Below are 16499 nucleotides of genomic sequence, written 5' to 3'. Positions count from 1 at the left end.
GGATATGTTAATTTGAAGGTTTGATGAAATCTCCTTGAATCGGTTCATAATCACCTAGAAAACGAATTCGGATAGATTTTCCGTTGTAGTGGTTGTCCGAATACATGACTTGAAAATGAATGTGAGGCTCAGATGAATTTCCTGAATTTCCGCATAATCCTATTAACTGATTTTGTTTGATTGTATGGCCTTCCTCTACAATAATTGAATTTTGCTTGAAGTGAGCGATGAGGCTATACTCGTTGTTTGCATGTTGAATGATTATATAGTTACCTTCTGGATTAGAAACATTCGTTGACCCCAGTTCGTTATCCACGATAGAGTTTACAACTTTTACGACTCTTCCGTCACATGGAGCTACTACTTCTTTATTAAACGCGTAAAAATCCTCATTTGATGTTGGAGTGTCTCTATAGGAATGTCCATCCTTTACAATTACAAGATCATAAGCGTATCGCTGCTCTTCGATCTCATAGTGATAATTAATGAATTGATTGGCACCTCCCCAAAATACAAACCATTCATCTTGTATTGGCATCATGTAAGTATTCTTAGAAAGCTGATTGTCTGTTTCAGGATATGTTTCATAAGGCGCAAGTAAGAGGCTATGTATAACATCTTCTGGATCGAAAGTGACACTGATTGCTTTTATTCCTTCGTTATCTAGCCATAAATAGTGTCTTAAATGATCTGTAAGCCGTGTTTCCGATTCCAACGAATAATTCTGAACGCCAGTATTAAAGGAAGAAGTTAACTCCATGAATTGTTCGATCGTAATCATTTCTTTAAAATTACTCGCAGTTTGATTATAGATCGATTGAAATTCTCCTTTTAAAAATTTTGCACCAAACGTTTCTCCTGTTATACACCGTTGTATGTTGTTCACTAAACCATCCTCTCAGTAAATGAATACTTTTCTTAATAGTAGTACATTTATTTTACCACTGAATACCAATTAATGTTAATTTAGAGAAGGATCCACAAAAACTTTCAACACATAATAGGAGAGGTAAAATTTGAAGACTATTCATAAGGGAAGACATGTGGCAGCGGTGGAAGGTGACTTTGTAGTTTTTGTAATTGGGATGCGAGTGAATAAGCTCCTTTCATTTTCTAAGTGGATACCTGTATTTAAAGCCATGGGTCCTATGATAAGAGAACTTTATCAAAACCCTGAGCTTGGTTTTTTACATACAGAATTTCATTTTAGTTGGAGAAGAGTAACATTTATTCAATATTGGAAAAGCTTTGATCAACTGGAAGCTTATGCACAAGGTAGAACTCACTTAGAAGCATGGAAAGCATTCAACAAGAATATAGGTGACGATGGAAGTGTTGGTATCTTTCATGAAAGTTACAAAATTGAAAAGCGGAGTGCAGAAGCCATTTATACCAATATGCCAAGAATAGGACTTGGAAAAGCCTTTTCGTTAGCCTCCGTAACGAAAAACACTCAAAGTGCTAGAGAAAGAATGAACAGTTACTAGTGTAGATCTATCCATACAGGGTAGATCTTTTTTATTTTTTTAATAAACACTTGAAACTGACGTAACGTCATTTTATATAATTTTAATTAATGACTTATATGTAGAGGATGATGAGATGAAACGTGAGGATGTTGTGATCTATGGGTGTGTTATCATCGGAGCAGGTGTTGGTTTAATGATGGATCAAGCGTTGATAGGTGTGCTTATCGGTCTAGGAGCTGGATACTTGCTGAATGCTTTTTCCATTAAATAAACAATATCAGTTGTGGTTGTATCTTAAAGGGGGGAGATTCATTGCTTCATATTCATAAGGTAAGTGAGATGACTGGTGTTACTGTAAGAACTCTTCGTCACTATGATCACATCGGCTTATTGCAATCATCATCCAAAACAGAAGGTGGCCATCGTTTATATACCCATACTGACCTGAAGAAGCTACAGCAAATTCAATTCATGAAGAAAATCGGTTATCGTTTGAACGAGATTAAGAATATGTTGAATTCTAGTGACTGGGATTGGTCAGATAGCCTTAAGAAACAACTCTCTTATATAAAGCAAGAGCAAGAAAATCTAAGTAAGATAGAGAGTACACTAAGGGAATTAATTCACGGAATGGCGATTGAAGATAAGAGTAATGAAATCGCCATCCAAAAAGTCATGCAATTAGCTAATAACGATAAAGAACTTCAAGAAAGATATAGAAAATCATTATTTGAAGAAAGAGAATTAAAGCTGTGGAAAAAGATCCCAAACATGACTAGCGACCATCCAGATACTTTGGAATGGATTGCTCTTATTGGACAGTTGAAGCGGTTTATTCATGAGGATCCAAGTTGTTCGAATGTTCAAAATATCATTAGAAGAATGGATGAAAAAAGAACAGAAACATTTGGTGGTGAAATAGAGTTTCTAAATAAACTTTGGGACGTGCGTATGTCTGAATCGCAATCTGAACAATTGGGGTTATATCCCATAGACCAAGATGTACTGAAGTATATGAACGCTGCTTATGAAATCTTTATAGAGAAAAAAGCTTAAGATCTGAATAGAATAAAGGGGGGATTTGGTGACTGTAGATCTGATTCTTTTAATTGGCGGATTGGCTGTATTAGATATGCTGAGTCCTGCGACAATAGGGGTTACAGTTCTCCTCTTAAACGAGAAAGAGAATCGAACATCCCGTATTTTCTTCTACTTATTAACCGTTGCTGGTTTTTATTTTGTAGTGGGTGTTTCTCTCATGTTAGGAATATCAGCTTTGCTTGAAAGTGTATCTAACATTTTTCAAAATCAAACTATAAGCTGGATCATTTTTATCATTGGAGCGATTTTATTTATTGCTAGTTTCTATGTTCCCGCAAAGAAAAGTGCTGATCTGCCTTCTCCAAAGTCTAAACGATTGATTTCAATCATAATCCTTGGGTTATCAACTGCACTTATTGAAGTAGGAACCGCTTTTCCTTACTTTGCTGCGATCAGTATTTTATCAACTAGTGATCTCACAAGCATGGAATGGGTTTCTATATTAGCTGGATACAATTTAATCATGGTCTTGCCACCGGTCTTGTTATATGTTCTTTATCTCTTATTTGGTAGATGGATGGATAAACCTTTAATAAATTTACGTGAAAGATTAATTAAGACTTCTGGTTCAGCTCTTTCATGGGTCATGTGTATCGTTGGAATCATACTGATTTTTAATAGTTTGGATTATTTGTAAGTTAATACACTGGTTCTACTATCAAACAATCATAAGGAAAATAGAACTATAGATAGAAAGATCTGCCCTTCGTATACTTAAGAAAAGGAGGAGTCATCACATGTCTGATAACTGGAATTTTTATATTGATGAATTGGATGGGAATCTTGCTTCATTTGTTGTTAATTTGGATGTAACTGAAGAAATTAATATCAAAAAATACAATTGGTTGTTTACAGTCAAACTTACTGTTAAGTCGTCTACTGAGTTAGGTTTCCCTGAGGAAATAGAAGATGAATTACTTGGTGAGCTTGAATACGATCTAATGGAAAAATTATATGATGAAGACATCATTCAAGTTGGACGATTAACTACGAATGGAACACGAGAATTCTTCTATTATGCTAAAAAAGAAAAACAGGTCAAAATTATAGATAAACAGGCCCTCGCAATTTTTGATAATAATAAATACGAAACGGAAATCTCAAGTATAGAAGAAGAGGAGCCGTGGTCATTTTATTACGAGTTCCTTTATCCAAATGAATATCATCTTCAACAGATGAATAACCGTGATTTAGTGGAATTGCTTGAACAAGAAAATGACGACTTAGAGCACCACCGTGAGATTCAGCATTGGATAGAGTTTCAAACATTAAAAGATCTAAAATCATTTGAACAAGACATTATTAAAGAAGGATTTAAAACGGAGGATTTCGAACAGGAAAAGAATGAAGAAGGAACATTTTCCATCACAATCTCTCGAGAAGACGGTGTAGATTACGAAATGATTGATGCTGTTACATATCTAATAATTGAAACAGCACAGAAATATAATGGCGAATATGACGGGTGGGAATCTCCTGTTGTTCTTAAAAAGTAAGATCTTAAGTGATCTTAATTGAGGAGCAATATGATGACAGATTTAGTTAGAGGCTACCAATGCACATGCTGTGGAAATTATCATGATGAACTCCCCTTAAATTATGGGATTGTAGCACCTGTATATTATGAAGAGGCTACAAGAAGAGAGAGAAAAAAGCATTTTGAACTTACTGATGATTTTTGTGTAATGGACGGAGAACATTTCTTCATAAGAGGTTGTATTGAAATTCCCATTATTGGATCGAATCAACCTTTTGTATGGGGTGTATGGGTATCACTTAGTAAAGAAAACTTCGAACTGACTTTAGAGCAATGGGATGACCTAAATAGTGAACAATTAAATCCGATGTTTGGGTGGTTATCTACACATCTTCCCATGTATCCTGAAACCGTAAATTTAAAAACGAATGTACATACCTGCTCACAAAATTTGCGACCTTTTATTGAGCTCGAGCCTACAGATCATCCATTATCTATTGAGCAAGCACAAGGGATTACGATGGATCGCGTTAAAGAAATCGCTCAATTTTTTTGCGAACTTGGAAAATAAGTCTATAGAGAAGTTTATGAAAGAGATCCGATAAATTTATTCATCTGGTCTCTTTTTTAATTGGCACTCGTCGTTTCATTACATTCCTTTCCTTACAAAAGGGGATCATTCGTGGACTTGCCACATACTTCCTATATAATAATGCTAACAAGCTTCTTTTTAGGAGGAACAACGATGAGTGCTGAAAAAATTCTAATTGTTGAAGATGAGAAAAAGATTGCAAGAATCATCCAACTGGAACTTGAACATGAAGGATATGAAACGGAAACAGCTACGACTGGCATGGAAGGATTAGAAAAATTCAAATCAGGCAACTGGGATCTTATTCTACTTGATGTGATGCTGCCTGAAGTAAGCGGGCTAGAGGTGTTAAGACGAATCCGAGCGACTGGTAGTCATATTCCAATCATTTTATTAACGGCCAGAGATGCCTTGCCAGATAAAGTGAGCGGGCTTGATCTTGGCGCAAACGATTATGTGACTAAACCGTTTGAAATTGAAGAATTGTTGGCTAGAATTCGGGCATTTCTTCGCATGAATAAACACTTCACAGAAGATCAAGATAGCGAAATTTATGAACTAGGTGATCTGACAGTTAATTTAAAAACGAGGGAAGTTAAGCGTGACTCTACTCTAATTGAATTAACACCGAGGGAATTTGATCTTCTTGTTTACTTGATACGAAATAAAAACCAGGTATTGAACCGTGATCAAATATTATCAAAGGTATGGGGTTACGATTATTATGGCGATACCAATGTTGTAGATGTCTACATACGTTATCTGCGTAAAAAGATAGATTCCACTTTTTCGCACCCCTATATTCATACGATTCGTGGAGTAGGCTATACGATGAAGGAGTAACCCATGAACATAAAGAATCGGATAACTTTGTTTTCAACGGTATGGCTTTTAATTATTTTACTTGTCACGAATAGCGGCATATACCTGTTGTTTCAAAAGAATCTGCATGATAATGCTCTTGAAGGTACAGAGACAAGGATGGAAAGTTTAACGGAAGCCGTAAAAACATCTACTGAGACTAAAATGAACATGACACAACTTTTGCGTGCCTACCTTCCTGGAGATTCAATGATTCGTATTATCACGGGTGATAACCGTGTAGCTGCTACTTCGTCGAGAATAACAGATGATGATAAGGTTCAGGAAATCAAGCCAACTTATAGACCCAATCAATACAGTGAGGTTAAGACGCTAAACGGAATGGTTTACACGGTTTCTCAGCACCCGGTTATTTGGACGGATGGGGAGGTTGTGTCTTTACAGTTGATCGAAAAAGAATCGTCTATTCCAAACACATTGCAGATCTTAAGAATTGTTTTAATCATAGCAACCTTACTCATTTTAATTCCTTCTTACATGGGAGGGCGATTCTTGAGCCGGTTGATCTTAGTACCCATCAGTAACTTAACGAAAACAATGGAAGAAAACCAGAGACGTGGGACGTATAAGCGGATTACGATTAATAAGAAATCGAGTGATGAACTGAATAAGATGGCAAGAACGTTTAACCATATGATGGACTTGCTTGAAAACAACTACAAAAAGCAAGAACAGTTCGTATCTGATGCTTCTCATGAACTGAGAACACCGCTTACTGTTATTGAAAGCTATGCAAAAATGCTTAAGCGGTGGGGAAGTAGTCGGCCAGAAATTTTAGAAGAAGCTGTAGAAGCAATCCACTCAGAATCCATTAGGATGAAAGAATTAACACAACAAATGCTTATTCTAGCAAGGGATGAATCACAAGTAGATCTTCAACTCGAACAATCCGATTTAGTTGAAATGGCTAAAAATGCCGCTAAGAATATGAATAAGGCGTACGACCGTGACATTCAAGTTCATTCCAACTTAGTCGAAATTCATGTTGAGTGTGATTCATTAAAAATAAAGCAAGTTCTAATCATCCTTTTAGATAACGCCATTAAGTATAGTTCGGCAGCTATTAATGTGGAGTTAACTAAACAAGGAAACTCTGTCAGATTCTCCGTAACAGACTATGGAATCGGAATTACAAAGGAAAATCTAGATAAAGTCTATGATCGATTCTTTCGTGTAGACCAAGCTAGGAGCCGTGATACAGGTGGAGCAGGGTTAGGCTTGTCCATCGCAAAACAAATCGTTTCTGCTCACCAAGGGAAGCTTTATCTAGAGAGTGAAGAAGGAAAGGGAACAACAGTAACATTGGAGATTCCTGTGAAACAGAGTTAATTCTCATCATTTTCTCATCTGATTCTTATGGAGATTTCATTCTAACATGAGAAAATCCATGTAAAGGGGGAATACCTATTAACAAAAAAACAGTTGTGATTTCTGGAATAATAGTCGTTATTCTCCTACTTGTTTTCGGATCAAGAGAGTGGGTGAACGGAAGCCAAGGCAGTACATTAGAAAAAGAGAAAATGAACAAAATCGTAAGCGCAAAATATCCAGGAGAGATTCTATCTACAGAATTAACCAATAGAGATGATAAACATCAATACAAAACAGTGCTGAAAAGTGAACAAGGTGTTTATGTGATCTGGTCTGATGCGGTTTCAGGAGAAATTCTCAACATGAATCGAACAGAAAATGAAGAAGTTCAAGAGGAACACATTACAAAAGATGAAGCAGAAAAAATAGCTTCCAAACACGGAAAAGTAAAATCCGCCGAATTTAATAAAGAGAATAGAGTCTATGTTGTTCATGTCAGTAGCGAAGGTAAAATATATCGTTTAGAAATTAATAGGGCCACTGGGGACATTAAGAGTAAAAACGAGGTTGAATCTGGAGATGAAGATGAACCGGCTCAGCCAAGCACAAAAATAACACAAGAAGAAGCCAGACAAATCGCACTAAATGAAGTAAAAGGGACCGTTACGGATATTGAGTTAGATGATGAAGACGGTGTAATCGTTTATGAAGTAGAGGTCGAAACGAAAACGAAAGAAGCACAAGTGATCATAAATGCGTTTTCTGGTGAGGTAAACTCCGTAACAATGGAAACGAAAGATCGTGACTAAGAATGCTCTAATTTAGAGCGTTCTTATTTTTTTGAGAAAAATCACCAAAGCTTCTCATCGTTTTCTAATTTTCTCTTCCTTTTGTTCTCATTTTACCCGTCTATTATAAGGATATAGTTAAAACAAGGAGGAAACAACAAATGAAAAAACAAACAAAAATCATTGCAGGTACAGTATTAGTCGGTGGTATTGGAATAGGAACATATGCTTATGTAGAGAACACGCCAAGCGCTTTTGCTGCTAAGAATCTGATTTCTGAAAAACAAGCAAAAGAAGTAGCATTAAAAGAAACAAAAGGCGGAACGATCACTGAGTTGGAACTTGACCGTGATGGTCTTAAAAACAAATATGAGGTCGAGGTACTTAATGGAGATAAAGAATACGACCTGGATATCGCTGCAGAAACAGGAAAGATCTCTAAAGTGGAAGAAGCTATGAAAGATCAAGATGACAACGATGATGATAAGGAAGATAATCATTCTCTTAATGATGATGAACGTTCAGATCGCGATGACCAGATAGATCCTGCTAAGATAAAGGTTACAGCTGAACAAGCTCAAGCTATTGCACTGAAAAAAGTTTCAGGAATGGTTAAAGAAATGAATCTAGATGATGATTATGTGTATGAATTCGAAATTCAAAAAGACGGAAAAGATATTGATGTTCATGTAGACGCTGTAACCGGTGAAGCTGTAGTTGATACGAAGGACAACGACTAATCAGTAATAAACCGAGGCTTCCTAACTAAGGAGCCTCGTTTTTAGTTTTTATACGTTTATGAAATAGAAACGCACTAAATAAATAGGCTGTCTATTTGAAAAAAACATTTTAAAAAATCCATCAAACATTACCCCGTTAGAAACTCTCTAAACCCTTTAAACATCTAACTTTGTTAAGTTTTAAATTTGATTAAATAAGGTAAAAACTTTAAAAATAATATATAATCTTTTTAGTATAGAGTCGTTCATCGTAGTGCAAGTATTTTTCGAAAGAGTATCTTGCGACTAATATGGTCATTCTATGGATAGTACATATTATTTTTACGACTTGAAAGGAGATTCGTGGATGGATTCAATTTGGTTAGAGTACGGATGGGCATTATTAATTTTAATTGGTCTGGAAGGATTGTTATCTGCTGACAATGCCCTAGTACTAGCGGTTATCGCAAAACATTTACCTGAGGATCAGAAAAAACGAGCGATCAGCTATGGAATAATTATGGCATTCGTATTTCGTTTCGGTGCACTTTTTGCTATTTCGTTTATCGCGAACGTTTGGCAGATCCAAGCGATTGGAGCCGCTTATCTGTTGTACCTTGGCTTGAAGCATGTCATTCAAGCTAAATTCGGTAAAGAAAACGAAAAGATTCAAGAAGAAGTAAAAGAAGAAGCAAAAGGAAAAGGATTCTGGCCGACAGTTGGTAAGATCGCGATCGCTGACTTAGCGTTTGCTATCGATTCGATCCTAGCTGCAGTTGCCCTTGCACTAGGTCTTCCAGATTCACCACTTGGTGATTTTGGAGGTATGGACGGTGGACAATTCATCGTAGTTGTTCTTGGAGGAGTTGCGGGTCTGATCTTGATTAAGTTTGCAGCAACTTGGTTTGTTCAGTTGTTAGATCAACGACCTGCTTTAGAAACAACAGCTTATGCCATCGTTGCATGGGTAGGTGTGAAGCTTGCGGTTATTACACTTGCTCATAATGATATTGGAGTGTTAGATCACGATTTTCCACACAGTACGGTATGGACTGTCATCTTCTACGGTGTGTTAGTGGGTATCGCCCTACTTGGATGGTTTGCACCTGCTAAATCGAAGAAGAATGAAACATCTTTATAAACAAATTACAAGAAAGTCAGCGGAATAATCTGCTGACTTTTTTCATTTCCATTATCTTATTAAATGAAAATAAAATAAATGATCAAGAGAGTTTATCTTGTTCGTTTTCTAATTGTAAACAGATGAAAAATCACTAGAATAAAGCAAGTGATTATACTAATAAAGAGACCAACTAAACCTTGCATCATAACCCATCCTGTTGTAAAGGTTCTGAAAATCCAGAGATACCAAAAGCCACCTAATAAAATAAAGCATGGTCCAGCAAATAGATGCAACTTTTTGTTCCATTTATGTACGATATAAGTCGCACCAATCATTAAAAAGGTATAAAGAGGTGGTATATGTATTTCAAATCGAGATTGAGCGTCTTCAGGTGTTTCATAAGGTTGATTTAATTCAACAAAAGTAAAAATGATTGTAAAGAATGCAAAAATGATTAATACCCATACGGCTCCTTTATTTGCTAAATTCATCAATATCTCACCTTTCCTATCAACGTTTTATTCCATTATATGTTAAATCTTGTTTTAAAAGTGAATTATTTATATCTGCGTTGTATGTATTCTTTTTTCGATTTTTTTAAGTCAAGAAGGATTAACGTGTTTTTATATTGAAGTCCTTATTCTCATAAATCAGAATACTAATCTACATGAAAAGGACTTATAAAGGACGTGACACTTGTGGAAGCAACTGAAATATTAAAAATGAATAAACAAAGGTGGGAGATATCAGCCGAACGCTTTTTCGGTCGAACAGCACTTCCTGAATACGGCCCATTTGCATTAACTGAAGCACAACTAAAGTTATTTGGTTCGATATGCGGTAAAAAGGTTTTGGATATTGGTTGTGGTAGTGGACATTCTTTACAATATATGGGGAAAGAAGAGGCTAGAGAATTATGGGGATTAGATCTGTGCACAAAGCAGATCGAGACGGCCAGAAAGGTTTTAAAGGACCAACAAGCAGAGGTGAAATTAGTAGAATCTCCTATGGAAGAAAACCCAGGGTTACCAATCGGCTATTTTGATATTGTTTATTCGATTTACGCTTTAGGTTGGACGACAGATCTAAGTCGAACTTTTTCACATATATACGACTATTTAAAACCTGGTGGTACGTTTGTCTTCAGTTGGGAACATCCGCTTCATGATCGATTGAAGTTTGAGGAATCTTCATTTACCTTTAACAAATCTTATGTTATTGAAGGACCTGAATATAATGAAGGTTGGCAGAATCTAGCCGTCATTCATCACAGGAAGTTAAGCACTTACATAAATACTTTAATTGAGGCAGGTTTTATGATAGAAAAAGTAATAGATGATGTTTGCTTACCAGATGAACAATCTGAAAATCCCGCGAAGTGGTATTCCACTCAAAAAGCAAATCTTGTTCCAGCTACTTTTATTATAAAAGCATCAAAAAAGTAATAACTGTTTAAAAGGAGTTCAATAATGACTAGTTGGAAACCACTAGAATTTACTACAGATGACAGATTACATGTTGCAAATGAGATACTTGAAACTCTAATAACTAAGTATGGAGAGCGTTTAATTTCGGTTGCAATTGAAGGATCAACTGCGAAAGGAATTGATCGTCCCCAGTCTGATTTGGAGTTACGAGTGGTAGTGGATAGCAGGGAAAGTGAATGGTATCCTTTCTTTTATAACGGAATGTTCGTAGGTATTAGTTTTAATACAATTGATAAGATTACATCAAAAGCAAGAAGCATGGATTACGAATGGTGTGTAAAAGGTGATGTGTTGTTCACGTGTAAGATTCTTCATGATCCAACAAACTTATATGAGTCTCTAAAAGAAATAGCATTGAACACGGAGTCACAAACTGATTTCAATGTCTTAATGAAAGATGCTCTTGCGGATATGTATGAACATGTTTATAAAATTTTTACGGCAAAAGAAACAGACACGATTGTAGCCGCACATGGGGCACGGCAGGTTGCTTATTGGGCAACGATGTTGGTTGGATTAAAAAACCATCATAAATTTTTATCGAGCAGATCCATGTATGAAGAAGCGTTTAAACTGCCTAGTTTACCGGATCATTATGAAATGAACATAAAAGAAGTATTATCTTTACATACAGAAGTACAAAAATTAAAAAGCTTTGTTGGTGATTTGTGGAGCTCTACAGCTGAATGGGCAAAATTCAATGGTATCAGTCTCGAAGAGGATCGTTTATCCTTCTTATAAAGGCACTTTTAAAAATCAAAAATCTTAACGAATTGAGATGAGACTATGAAACCTCGAGTTACGGTCATTACATTAGGGGTTGAAGACGTAGAGAGAGCACTACAATTTTATAGAGATGGTTTAGGTTTCCCGACTAAAGGAATTATAGGGAAGGAGTTTGAGCATGGAGCTGTCGCTTTTTTTGATATGCAACAGGGATTAAAGCTTGCCATTTGGAACCGCAAAAATCTATCACATGAGGCTAAGGTTTCAGGTGGAACACCGAATTCTACTGAATTTACTCTCGGTCATAATGTTGGAAGTAAAGCAGAAGTTGATATGATTATGAAAGAAGCGGAGCTTGCAGGAGCAACAATATCAGATCCAGCTCATGAAACGTTTTGGGGTGGATATTCTGGTCACTTTCAAGATCCAGATGGACACTTGTGGGAAGTCGTTTGGAACCCTGACTGGGAAATTTCAGATTAAAAAATAAATGTAGTATGAAACAAAATGAATTGACATCTTGGAAAGGAGAACGCATATGCCCAGTTTTGTAGATAGACCCACCGGTGTTTTTCCTTCAGTGTGTTCGTTAGACTGTCCGGATCAATGTGGATTACTCCTCCATAAAGAAAACGGAAAAATTGTAAAAGTGGAAGGTGATCCCAATCACCCGGTCACGAAAGGATTCATTTGTAATAAAGTTCGAAACATGACTGAACGCCTTTATGATGAAAAGCGGTTAAAATATCCGATGAAGCGTGTTGGAGCAAAAGGGGAAGGACATTTCGAACAAATCAGCTGGAATGAAGCGATTACCACCATTACTGGGAAATGGAAGGACTTGCTTCAAACCGACAGCGCTGAGAGCATCCTACCTTATAGCTTTTATGGAAATATGGGTAATCTCGCTGCCGAAGGGATGGACCGCCGTTTTTTTCATAGACTAGGAGCTTCCAAGCTGGATCGAAGCATCTGTAACTCGGCAGGTGCAGCGGGCTACAAATATACGATGGGTGCGAGTTTCGGTATTGACCCTGAGGATACCATTCACTCCAAACTGTTCATTTTCTGGGGGATTAACGCTGTTAGTACGAATATGCATCAAGTATCACTTGCCCAACAAGCTCGTAAACAAAACGGAGCGAAGATCGTTGTCATTGACGTCCATAAAAATCAGACTGCTAGATTTGCAGACTGGTTCATTCCTATCTTACCAGGAACAGATACGGCTCTCGCATTAGGTTTGATGCATATTCTATTTGCTGAGAACATGGTGGATGACTCTTTTTTGGACCAGTACACTGTTGGACATGAAGAGTTGCGAAAACATGTTGAGCAGTATGATCCGATCACGGTTTCTAGCATTACGGGAATACCTGTAGAGGATATTTTAAAGCTTGCTCGGATGTATGGCCAAACGTCTCCTGCGTTTCTTCGGATTGGAAACGGACCACAGCATCATGACAATGGCGGTATGTTTGTGAGAACCGTTTCTTGTTTGCCTGCTTTAACAGGGCAATGGCTTGTAAAAGGTGGAGGAGCGATCAAAGGGAATTCTGCTTATCTTGCGTTTAACACGGCTAACTTACAACGCCCTGATCTGCAGCAAAATAAAAACACACGTGTGATCAACATGAATCTGCTTGGAGAAGCTTTGCTTACTTTAGATCCTCCTATAAAATCACTTTTTGTATATGGGACAAATCCTGCTGTAGTGGCGCCTGCAGGGAACAAGGTTCGGAAAGGATTAGAACGAGAAGACCTATTTACGGTAGTACATGATTTATTTTTAACAGAGACTGCCATGTATGCAGACATTGTATTACCATCTACGTCTTCGTTTGAAAACACAGATTTTTACACATCGTATTGGCATCACTATATTCAACTACAACAGCCCGTAATCGAATCCTACGGCGAGTCAAAGTCTAATGTTGAAGTGTTCCGCTTACTTGCTAAAGGCATGGGTTTTACAGAAAAAGCATTTGAGGAAACAGAAGCAGAACTGATAGATCAAGCTTTAGATCTCCTTTCAAACCCGGGTATTGTGCAAATAGACTTTGAGGTACTGAGTGAAAAACAATACGTCAAGGCACAGGTGGAATTTCCAACAGAGCTACCAACACCGAGTGGAAAAATAGAACTGTATTCTGAGAAGATGAAGCAGGACGGCTATCCTGCACTGCCTACTTATATTCCTATAGTTAACGATTCTGTTCATCCACTTCAATTTATTGCAGGGCCGAATCATAACTTCCTTAACTCTACGTTTGCCAACCAGAAAAAACATACACGATTAGAAAAAGAACCTGAAATTGTGTTGAATCAGTTTGATGCTGATCAAGCAGGAGTCATAGACGGAGATAAAGTACGCGTATGGAATGAGCAAGGAGAATGTATACTAAAGGCCAGTGTTGGTGAGAATGTTCTCCGTGGTGTAGCGGTTACCCAAGGGTTGTGGGGAGCAGATCAAGACACGAAGCATCTAGTCAATTCACTAACACCCGATCGCATAGCAGATATGGGTGGGGGAGCAACGTTCTTTTCTGGAAAAGTGAGTATCGGTAAGTATTAATGCATAATTCATAAACAGAACTCTTCTTCTTTACGAAGGAGAGTTTTTTTATAAGCTCACAAACAAGACTTGTAAACCTCAAAACATACAAAGTTGGGAAAAAACCAAATACAAACCTATGTTTATAAGGTCTATTTAACTATAATTTTCCCAAGTTCATTCAGCGGATTTATAGGTATAATTAACTATACAAAGGTCTTTTGTGTAGTTCTTTTTTATTATTCATTCTGTTTGAATGAGAAAGGGTTGAAAATTTGAAGCAGATGTTATTACCGAGTAAATTATTATCACAATGGCATCCTACAAAAAATAAAGGTATTGAACCTGGCCAAACGAGTTTTGGTAGTTATGAATACATATGGTGGGTTTGTTCAAAAGGGCATGAATGGGGATCGACTATTCGGGAGCGGTATAAGAAGAATTTAGAATGTTCGGATTGTGTAAGAGAAGAAAGAGCTTTAAAACGATCGTATCAGTTTGAAGAAGTTAAGAGCGAAACGTTAGCTGTGGCAGATCCTGAACTAAGTCAACAATGGCATCCGTCTCGAAACTATAACCTATCTGTTACGGATGTTGACAGCCAGGAGGATTGGCCGCGAAGATGGTGGATGTGTAAAAGAGGACATGAGTGGGAAGAAACGGTAAAAAATCGTATACATAATCCTAAAAGTGTATGTGTATATTGCTCAGATAAAAAGGCTTACGAAAAGAACTGTTTGGCAACCGTTCATCCCGAGCTGATAAAAGAATGGTCTACCATTAACAATGAGATAACTCCACAAGAGGTAGTATATAATTCAAATGAGGAAGTGGCATGGGTATGTGAAAAAGGACATGTTTGGCGGGAAAAAATTCGAAAACGTATTAAGAATAAGTCCCGTTGTCCAGAGTGTACAAAAATTGAGCAATCTCTGTATATGATGTATCCAGAGATTGCAGCTGAATGGCATCCTGATCGCAATGGAACAATGTTTGGTGTACATAAAACACCTAAAGATGTTTCCGTTACTTCATACAATAACGTTTGGTGGATCTGCAAAAATTGTGGTGAAGAATATACAGCTAGAGTGAAAGACCGTGTAAAAGGAGTCGGGTGTCAAAGTTGTTCAAACAAGTAAAAACAAATCAGTTATCCATTTGCTATAAACTTGAAAAATACTTACACTAAAAAGTAGAAGATAGTCGGAAGTTTAGATCGTTTAAGGAGGAAATTATGGAAGTTTTTTCAGATTATTTAGCAGGTATTGATGACCCTGATCACCGGAATCGAATGGACGAGGTTTTGAAATGGGTGGCTGAAAAGTTCCCATCTCTAGAACCACAATTCAAGTGGAATACTCCGATGTATACTGATCACGGTACATTTATTATAGGAATCTCAATGGCTAAGCAGCACATTAGTATAGCACCTGAAGAAGTAACGATGGTGAAGTTTGCTGACGATATTAAGAAGGCTGGTTATACGTTTACAAAAGGATTGTTCCGCATTCGCTGGAAAGATGAAGTGAATTATGAACTGCTTGAAAAAATGATTTCATTTAATATAGAGGATAAAGCTCATTACACAAAATTTTGGCGTGAATAATATAAAGTTAAATTTTAAAAATACATTTCTCAAAGCAGGAGAAATGTATTTTTTATTGAATAATTAACGGTGTCTTACCTAAATGAAATCGAAGAGTTACTGTTTTTAAAATGGTAGGTCAACGATTTAAAATCCTATTTATAAGGTGGTTGGAGTAATGGAGACATCTAACAAAGTTATGATTACAGTGGAAACAACCGTACATAAACCGATTGCAGAAGTTTGGAAATACTGGACTGAGCCGCAGCATATTACAGGCTGGAGTTTTGCGTCTGATGAATGGCACGCACCTAAAGCAGAGAATGATCTAAGAGAGGGCGGAAGGTTCCTTACGAGAATGGAAGCAAAAGATGGCAGCTTTGGGTTTGATTTTAGTGGAGCATATGATGAAGTTAAAACAAATGAATACATTGCTTATACGTTAGATGATGGAAGAAAAGTTACCATCACTTTTGTCGGTTTGGAAAATGAGACGAGAATTGTTGAAACGTTTGAAGCGGAAGCGTCGAATCCGGTTGAAATGCAAGAAGCCGGTTGGCAAGCATTTATGGACAATTTTAAAAGATATAGTGAAACTCAAAACTAATACTGTTTTAATAGAGAGTGCATTTCTTTAAATAGAAATGTGCTTTTTTGTTTGCCTAACTTTTGAGTTATGAAACCT

Annotated in this window: 20 protein-coding genes; 18 read left to right on the top strand and 2 right to left on the bottom strand. The window is 36.9% G+C overall.

Annotated elements, in window-relative coordinates:
• Positions 1-7 precede the first annotated feature (7 nt).
• Positions 8-886 carry a M23 family metallopeptidase gene (locus ABE65_RS11030; protein ID WP_066394737.1) on the bottom strand — a complete coding sequence of 293 codons (879 nt, stop codon included), beginning with the start codon at positions 884-886 and terminating at the stop codon, positions 8-10.
• Positions 887-1016: 130 nt separating this feature from the next.
• On the opposite strand from ABE65_RS11030, the gene ABE65_RS11025 reads away from it, so the two are divergent.
• The 11 genes from ABE65_RS11025 to ABE65_RS10980 all read left to right on the top strand — a co-directional run bounded on the left by ABE65_RS11025 (position 1017) and on the right by ABE65_RS10980 (position 9480).
• The gene (locus ABE65_RS11025) at positions 1017-1487 is read left to right on the top strand and encodes a DUF4188 domain-containing protein (RefSeq protein ID WP_066394735.1); all 471 of its coding nucleotides are present in this window, start codon (positions 1017-1019) and stop codon (positions 1485-1487) included.
• Between the two features lie 115 nt (positions 1488-1602).
• Positions 1603-1740: a hypothetical protein gene (locus ABE65_RS22050; protein ID WP_197480290.1), complete on the top strand. Its 138-nt coding sequence runs from the start codon at positions 1603-1605 to the stop codon at positions 1738-1740.
• A gap of 41 nt (positions 1741-1781) precedes the next feature.
• Positions 1782-2525, top strand: coding sequence for a MerR family transcriptional regulator (locus ABE65_RS11020; RefSeq protein WP_066394733.1), 744 nt, complete (start codon positions 1782-1784; stop codon positions 2523-2525).
• Between the two features lie 25 nt (positions 2526-2550).
• On the top strand, positions 2551-3207 hold the full coding sequence (locus ABE65_RS11015; protein WP_082861385.1) for a GAP family protein: 657 nt from the start codon (positions 2551-2553) through the stop codon (positions 3205-3207).
• A gap of 100 nt (positions 3208-3307) precedes the next feature.
• A complete protein-coding gene (locus ABE65_RS11010) occupies positions 3308-4066 on the top strand; it encodes a DUF695 domain-containing protein (protein ID WP_066394730.1) in 759 nt (252 codons plus the stop codon).
• A 33-nt stretch (positions 4067-4099) separates the two neighbouring features.
• A complete protein-coding gene (locus ABE65_RS11005; protein ID WP_066394729.1) occupies positions 4100-4618 on the top strand; it encodes a DUF2199 domain-containing protein in 519 nt (172 codons plus the stop codon).
• 174 nt (positions 4619-4792) lie between these two features.
• A complete protein-coding gene (locus tag ABE65_RS11000; protein ID WP_066394728.1) occupies positions 4793-5482 on the top strand; it encodes a response regulator transcription factor in 690 nt (229 codons plus the stop codon).
• 3 nt (positions 5483-5485) lie between these two features.
• Complete coding sequence (locus tag ABE65_RS10995; RefSeq protein ID WP_066394726.1) at positions 5486-6850, top strand: sensor histidine kinase; 1365 nt, start codon at positions 5486-5488, stop codon at positions 6848-6850.
• A gap of 152 nt (positions 6851-7002) precedes the next feature.
• On the top strand, positions 7003-7641 hold the full coding sequence (locus tag ABE65_RS10990; protein WP_153237094.1) for a PepSY domain-containing protein: 639 nt from the start codon (positions 7003-7005) through the stop codon (positions 7639-7641).
• A 140-nt stretch (positions 7642-7781) separates the two neighbouring features.
• On the top strand, positions 7782-8360 hold the full coding sequence (locus ABE65_RS10985; RefSeq protein WP_066394718.1) for a PepSY domain-containing protein: 579 nt from the start codon (positions 7782-7784) through the stop codon (positions 8358-8360).
• 346 nt (positions 8361-8706) lie between these two features.
• A complete protein-coding gene (locus ABE65_RS10980) occupies positions 8707-9480 on the top strand; it encodes a TerC family protein (protein ID WP_066394713.1) in 774 nt (257 codons plus the stop codon).
• A gap of 92 nt (positions 9481-9572) precedes the next feature.
• Here ABE65_RS10980 and ABE65_RS10975 read toward each other — a convergent pair whose 3' ends face one another.
• On the bottom strand, positions 9573-9953 hold the full coding sequence (locus tag ABE65_RS10975; protein WP_066394711.1) for a hypothetical protein: 381 nt from the start codon (positions 9951-9953) through the stop codon (positions 9573-9575).
• A gap of 207 nt (positions 9954-10160) precedes the next feature.
• Between ABE65_RS10975 and ABE65_RS10970 the strand changes: the two genes are divergently transcribed.
• From ABE65_RS10970 to ABE65_RS10940, 7 genes are all read left to right on the top strand, one after another.
• Positions 10161-10907, top strand: coding sequence for a class I SAM-dependent methyltransferase (locus ABE65_RS10970; RefSeq protein WP_197480289.1), 747 nt, complete (start codon positions 10161-10163; stop codon positions 10905-10907).
• A 24-nt stretch (positions 10908-10931) separates the two neighbouring features.
• Entirely contained in the window at positions 10932-11690 is a 759-nt protein-coding gene (locus tag ABE65_RS10965; RefSeq protein ID WP_066394710.1) for a kanamycin nucleotidyltransferase C-terminal domain-containing protein, read from the top strand.
• Positions 11691-11735: 45 nt separating this feature from the next.
• Positions 11736-12158: a VOC family protein gene (locus tag ABE65_RS10960; RefSeq protein ID WP_066394709.1), complete on the top strand. Its 423-nt coding sequence runs from the start codon at positions 11736-11738 to the stop codon at positions 12156-12158.
• A 55-nt stretch (positions 12159-12213) separates the two neighbouring features.
• Positions 12214-14250, top strand: a complete 2037-nt coding sequence (locus tag ABE65_RS10955; RefSeq protein ID WP_066394708.1) for a molybdopterin-dependent oxidoreductase — start codon at positions 12214-12216, stop codon at positions 14248-14250.
• Positions 14251-14513: 263 nt separating this feature from the next.
• Positions 14514-15368 carry a zinc-ribbon domain-containing protein gene (locus ABE65_RS10950; protein WP_066400044.1) on the top strand — a complete coding sequence of 285 codons (855 nt, stop codon included), beginning with the start codon at positions 14514-14516 and terminating at the stop codon, positions 15366-15368.
• Between the two features lie 95 nt (positions 15369-15463).
• Positions 15464-15835, top strand: a complete 372-nt coding sequence (locus ABE65_RS10945; protein ID WP_066394700.1) for an iron chaperone — start codon at positions 15464-15466, stop codon at positions 15833-15835.
• Between the two features lie 157 nt (positions 15836-15992).
• Positions 15993-16421 (top strand): SRPBCC family protein, encoded by a 429-nt coding sequence (locus ABE65_RS10940; RefSeq protein ID WP_066394697.1) that lies wholly within the window; start codon positions 15993-15995, stop codon positions 16419-16421.
• Positions 16422-16499: the final 78 nt, after the last annotated feature.

Source organism: Fictibacillus phosphorivorans, assembly GCF_001629705.1.
Classification (GTDB): Bacteria; Bacillota; Bacilli; order Bacillales; family Fictibacillaceae; genus Fictibacillus; species Fictibacillus phosphorivorans_A.
This window is presented reverse-complemented; position numbering and strand designations above follow the sequence as displayed.

Bases quoted from the DNA above. Each gene is read 5' to 3' on its own strand.
- ABE65_RS10940 (WP_066394697.1), top strand. From the start codon at position 15,993: ATGGAGACATCTAACAAAGTTATGATTACAGTGGAAACAACCGTACAT.
- ABE65_RS10980 (WP_066394713.1), top strand. From the start codon at position 8,707: ATGGATTCAATTTGGTTAGAGTACGGATGGGCATTATTAATTTTAATT.
- ABE65_RS10985 (WP_066394718.1), top strand. From the start codon at position 7,782: ATGAAAAAACAAACAAAAATCATTGCAGGTACAGTATTAGTCGGTGGT.
- ABE65_RS22050 (WP_197480290.1), top strand. From the start codon at position 1,603: ATGAAACGTGAGGATGTTGTGATCTATGGGTGTGTTATCATCGGAGCA.
- ABE65_RS10975 (WP_066394711.1), bottom strand. From the start codon at position 9,953: ATGAATTTAGCAAATAAAGGAGCCGTATGGGTATTAATCATTTTTGCA.
- ABE65_RS10965 (WP_066394710.1), top strand. From the start codon at position 10,932: ATGACTAGTTGGAAACCACTAGAATTTACTACAGATGACAGATTACAT.
- ABE65_RS10945 (WP_066394700.1), top strand. From the start codon at position 15,464: ATGGAAGTTTTTTCAGATTATTTAGCAGGTATTGATGACCCTGATCAC.
- ABE65_RS11005 (WP_066394729.1), top strand. From the start codon at position 4,100: ATGACAGATTTAGTTAGAGGCTACCAATGCACATGCTGTGGAAATTAT.
- ABE65_RS11010 (WP_066394730.1), top strand. From the start codon at position 3,308: ATGTCTGATAACTGGAATTTTTATATTGATGAATTGGATGGGAATCTT.
- ABE65_RS10955 (WP_066394708.1), top strand. From the start codon at position 12,214: ATGCCCAGTTTTGTAGATAGACCCACCGGTGTTTTTCCTTCAGTGTGT.
- ABE65_RS10995 (WP_066394726.1), top strand. From the start codon at position 5,486: ATGAACATAAAGAATCGGATAACTTTGTTTTCAACGGTATGGCTTTTA.
- ABE65_RS11000 (WP_066394728.1), top strand. From the start codon at position 4,793: ATGAGTGCTGAAAAAATTCTAATTGTTGAAGATGAGAAAAAGATTGCA.
- ABE65_RS10950 (WP_066400044.1), top strand. From the start codon at position 14,514: ATGTTATTACCGAGTAAATTATTATCACAATGGCATCCTACAAAAAAT.
- ABE65_RS10960 (WP_066394709.1), top strand. From the start codon at position 11,736: ATGAAACCTCGAGTTACGGTCATTACATTAGGGGTTGAAGACGTAGAG.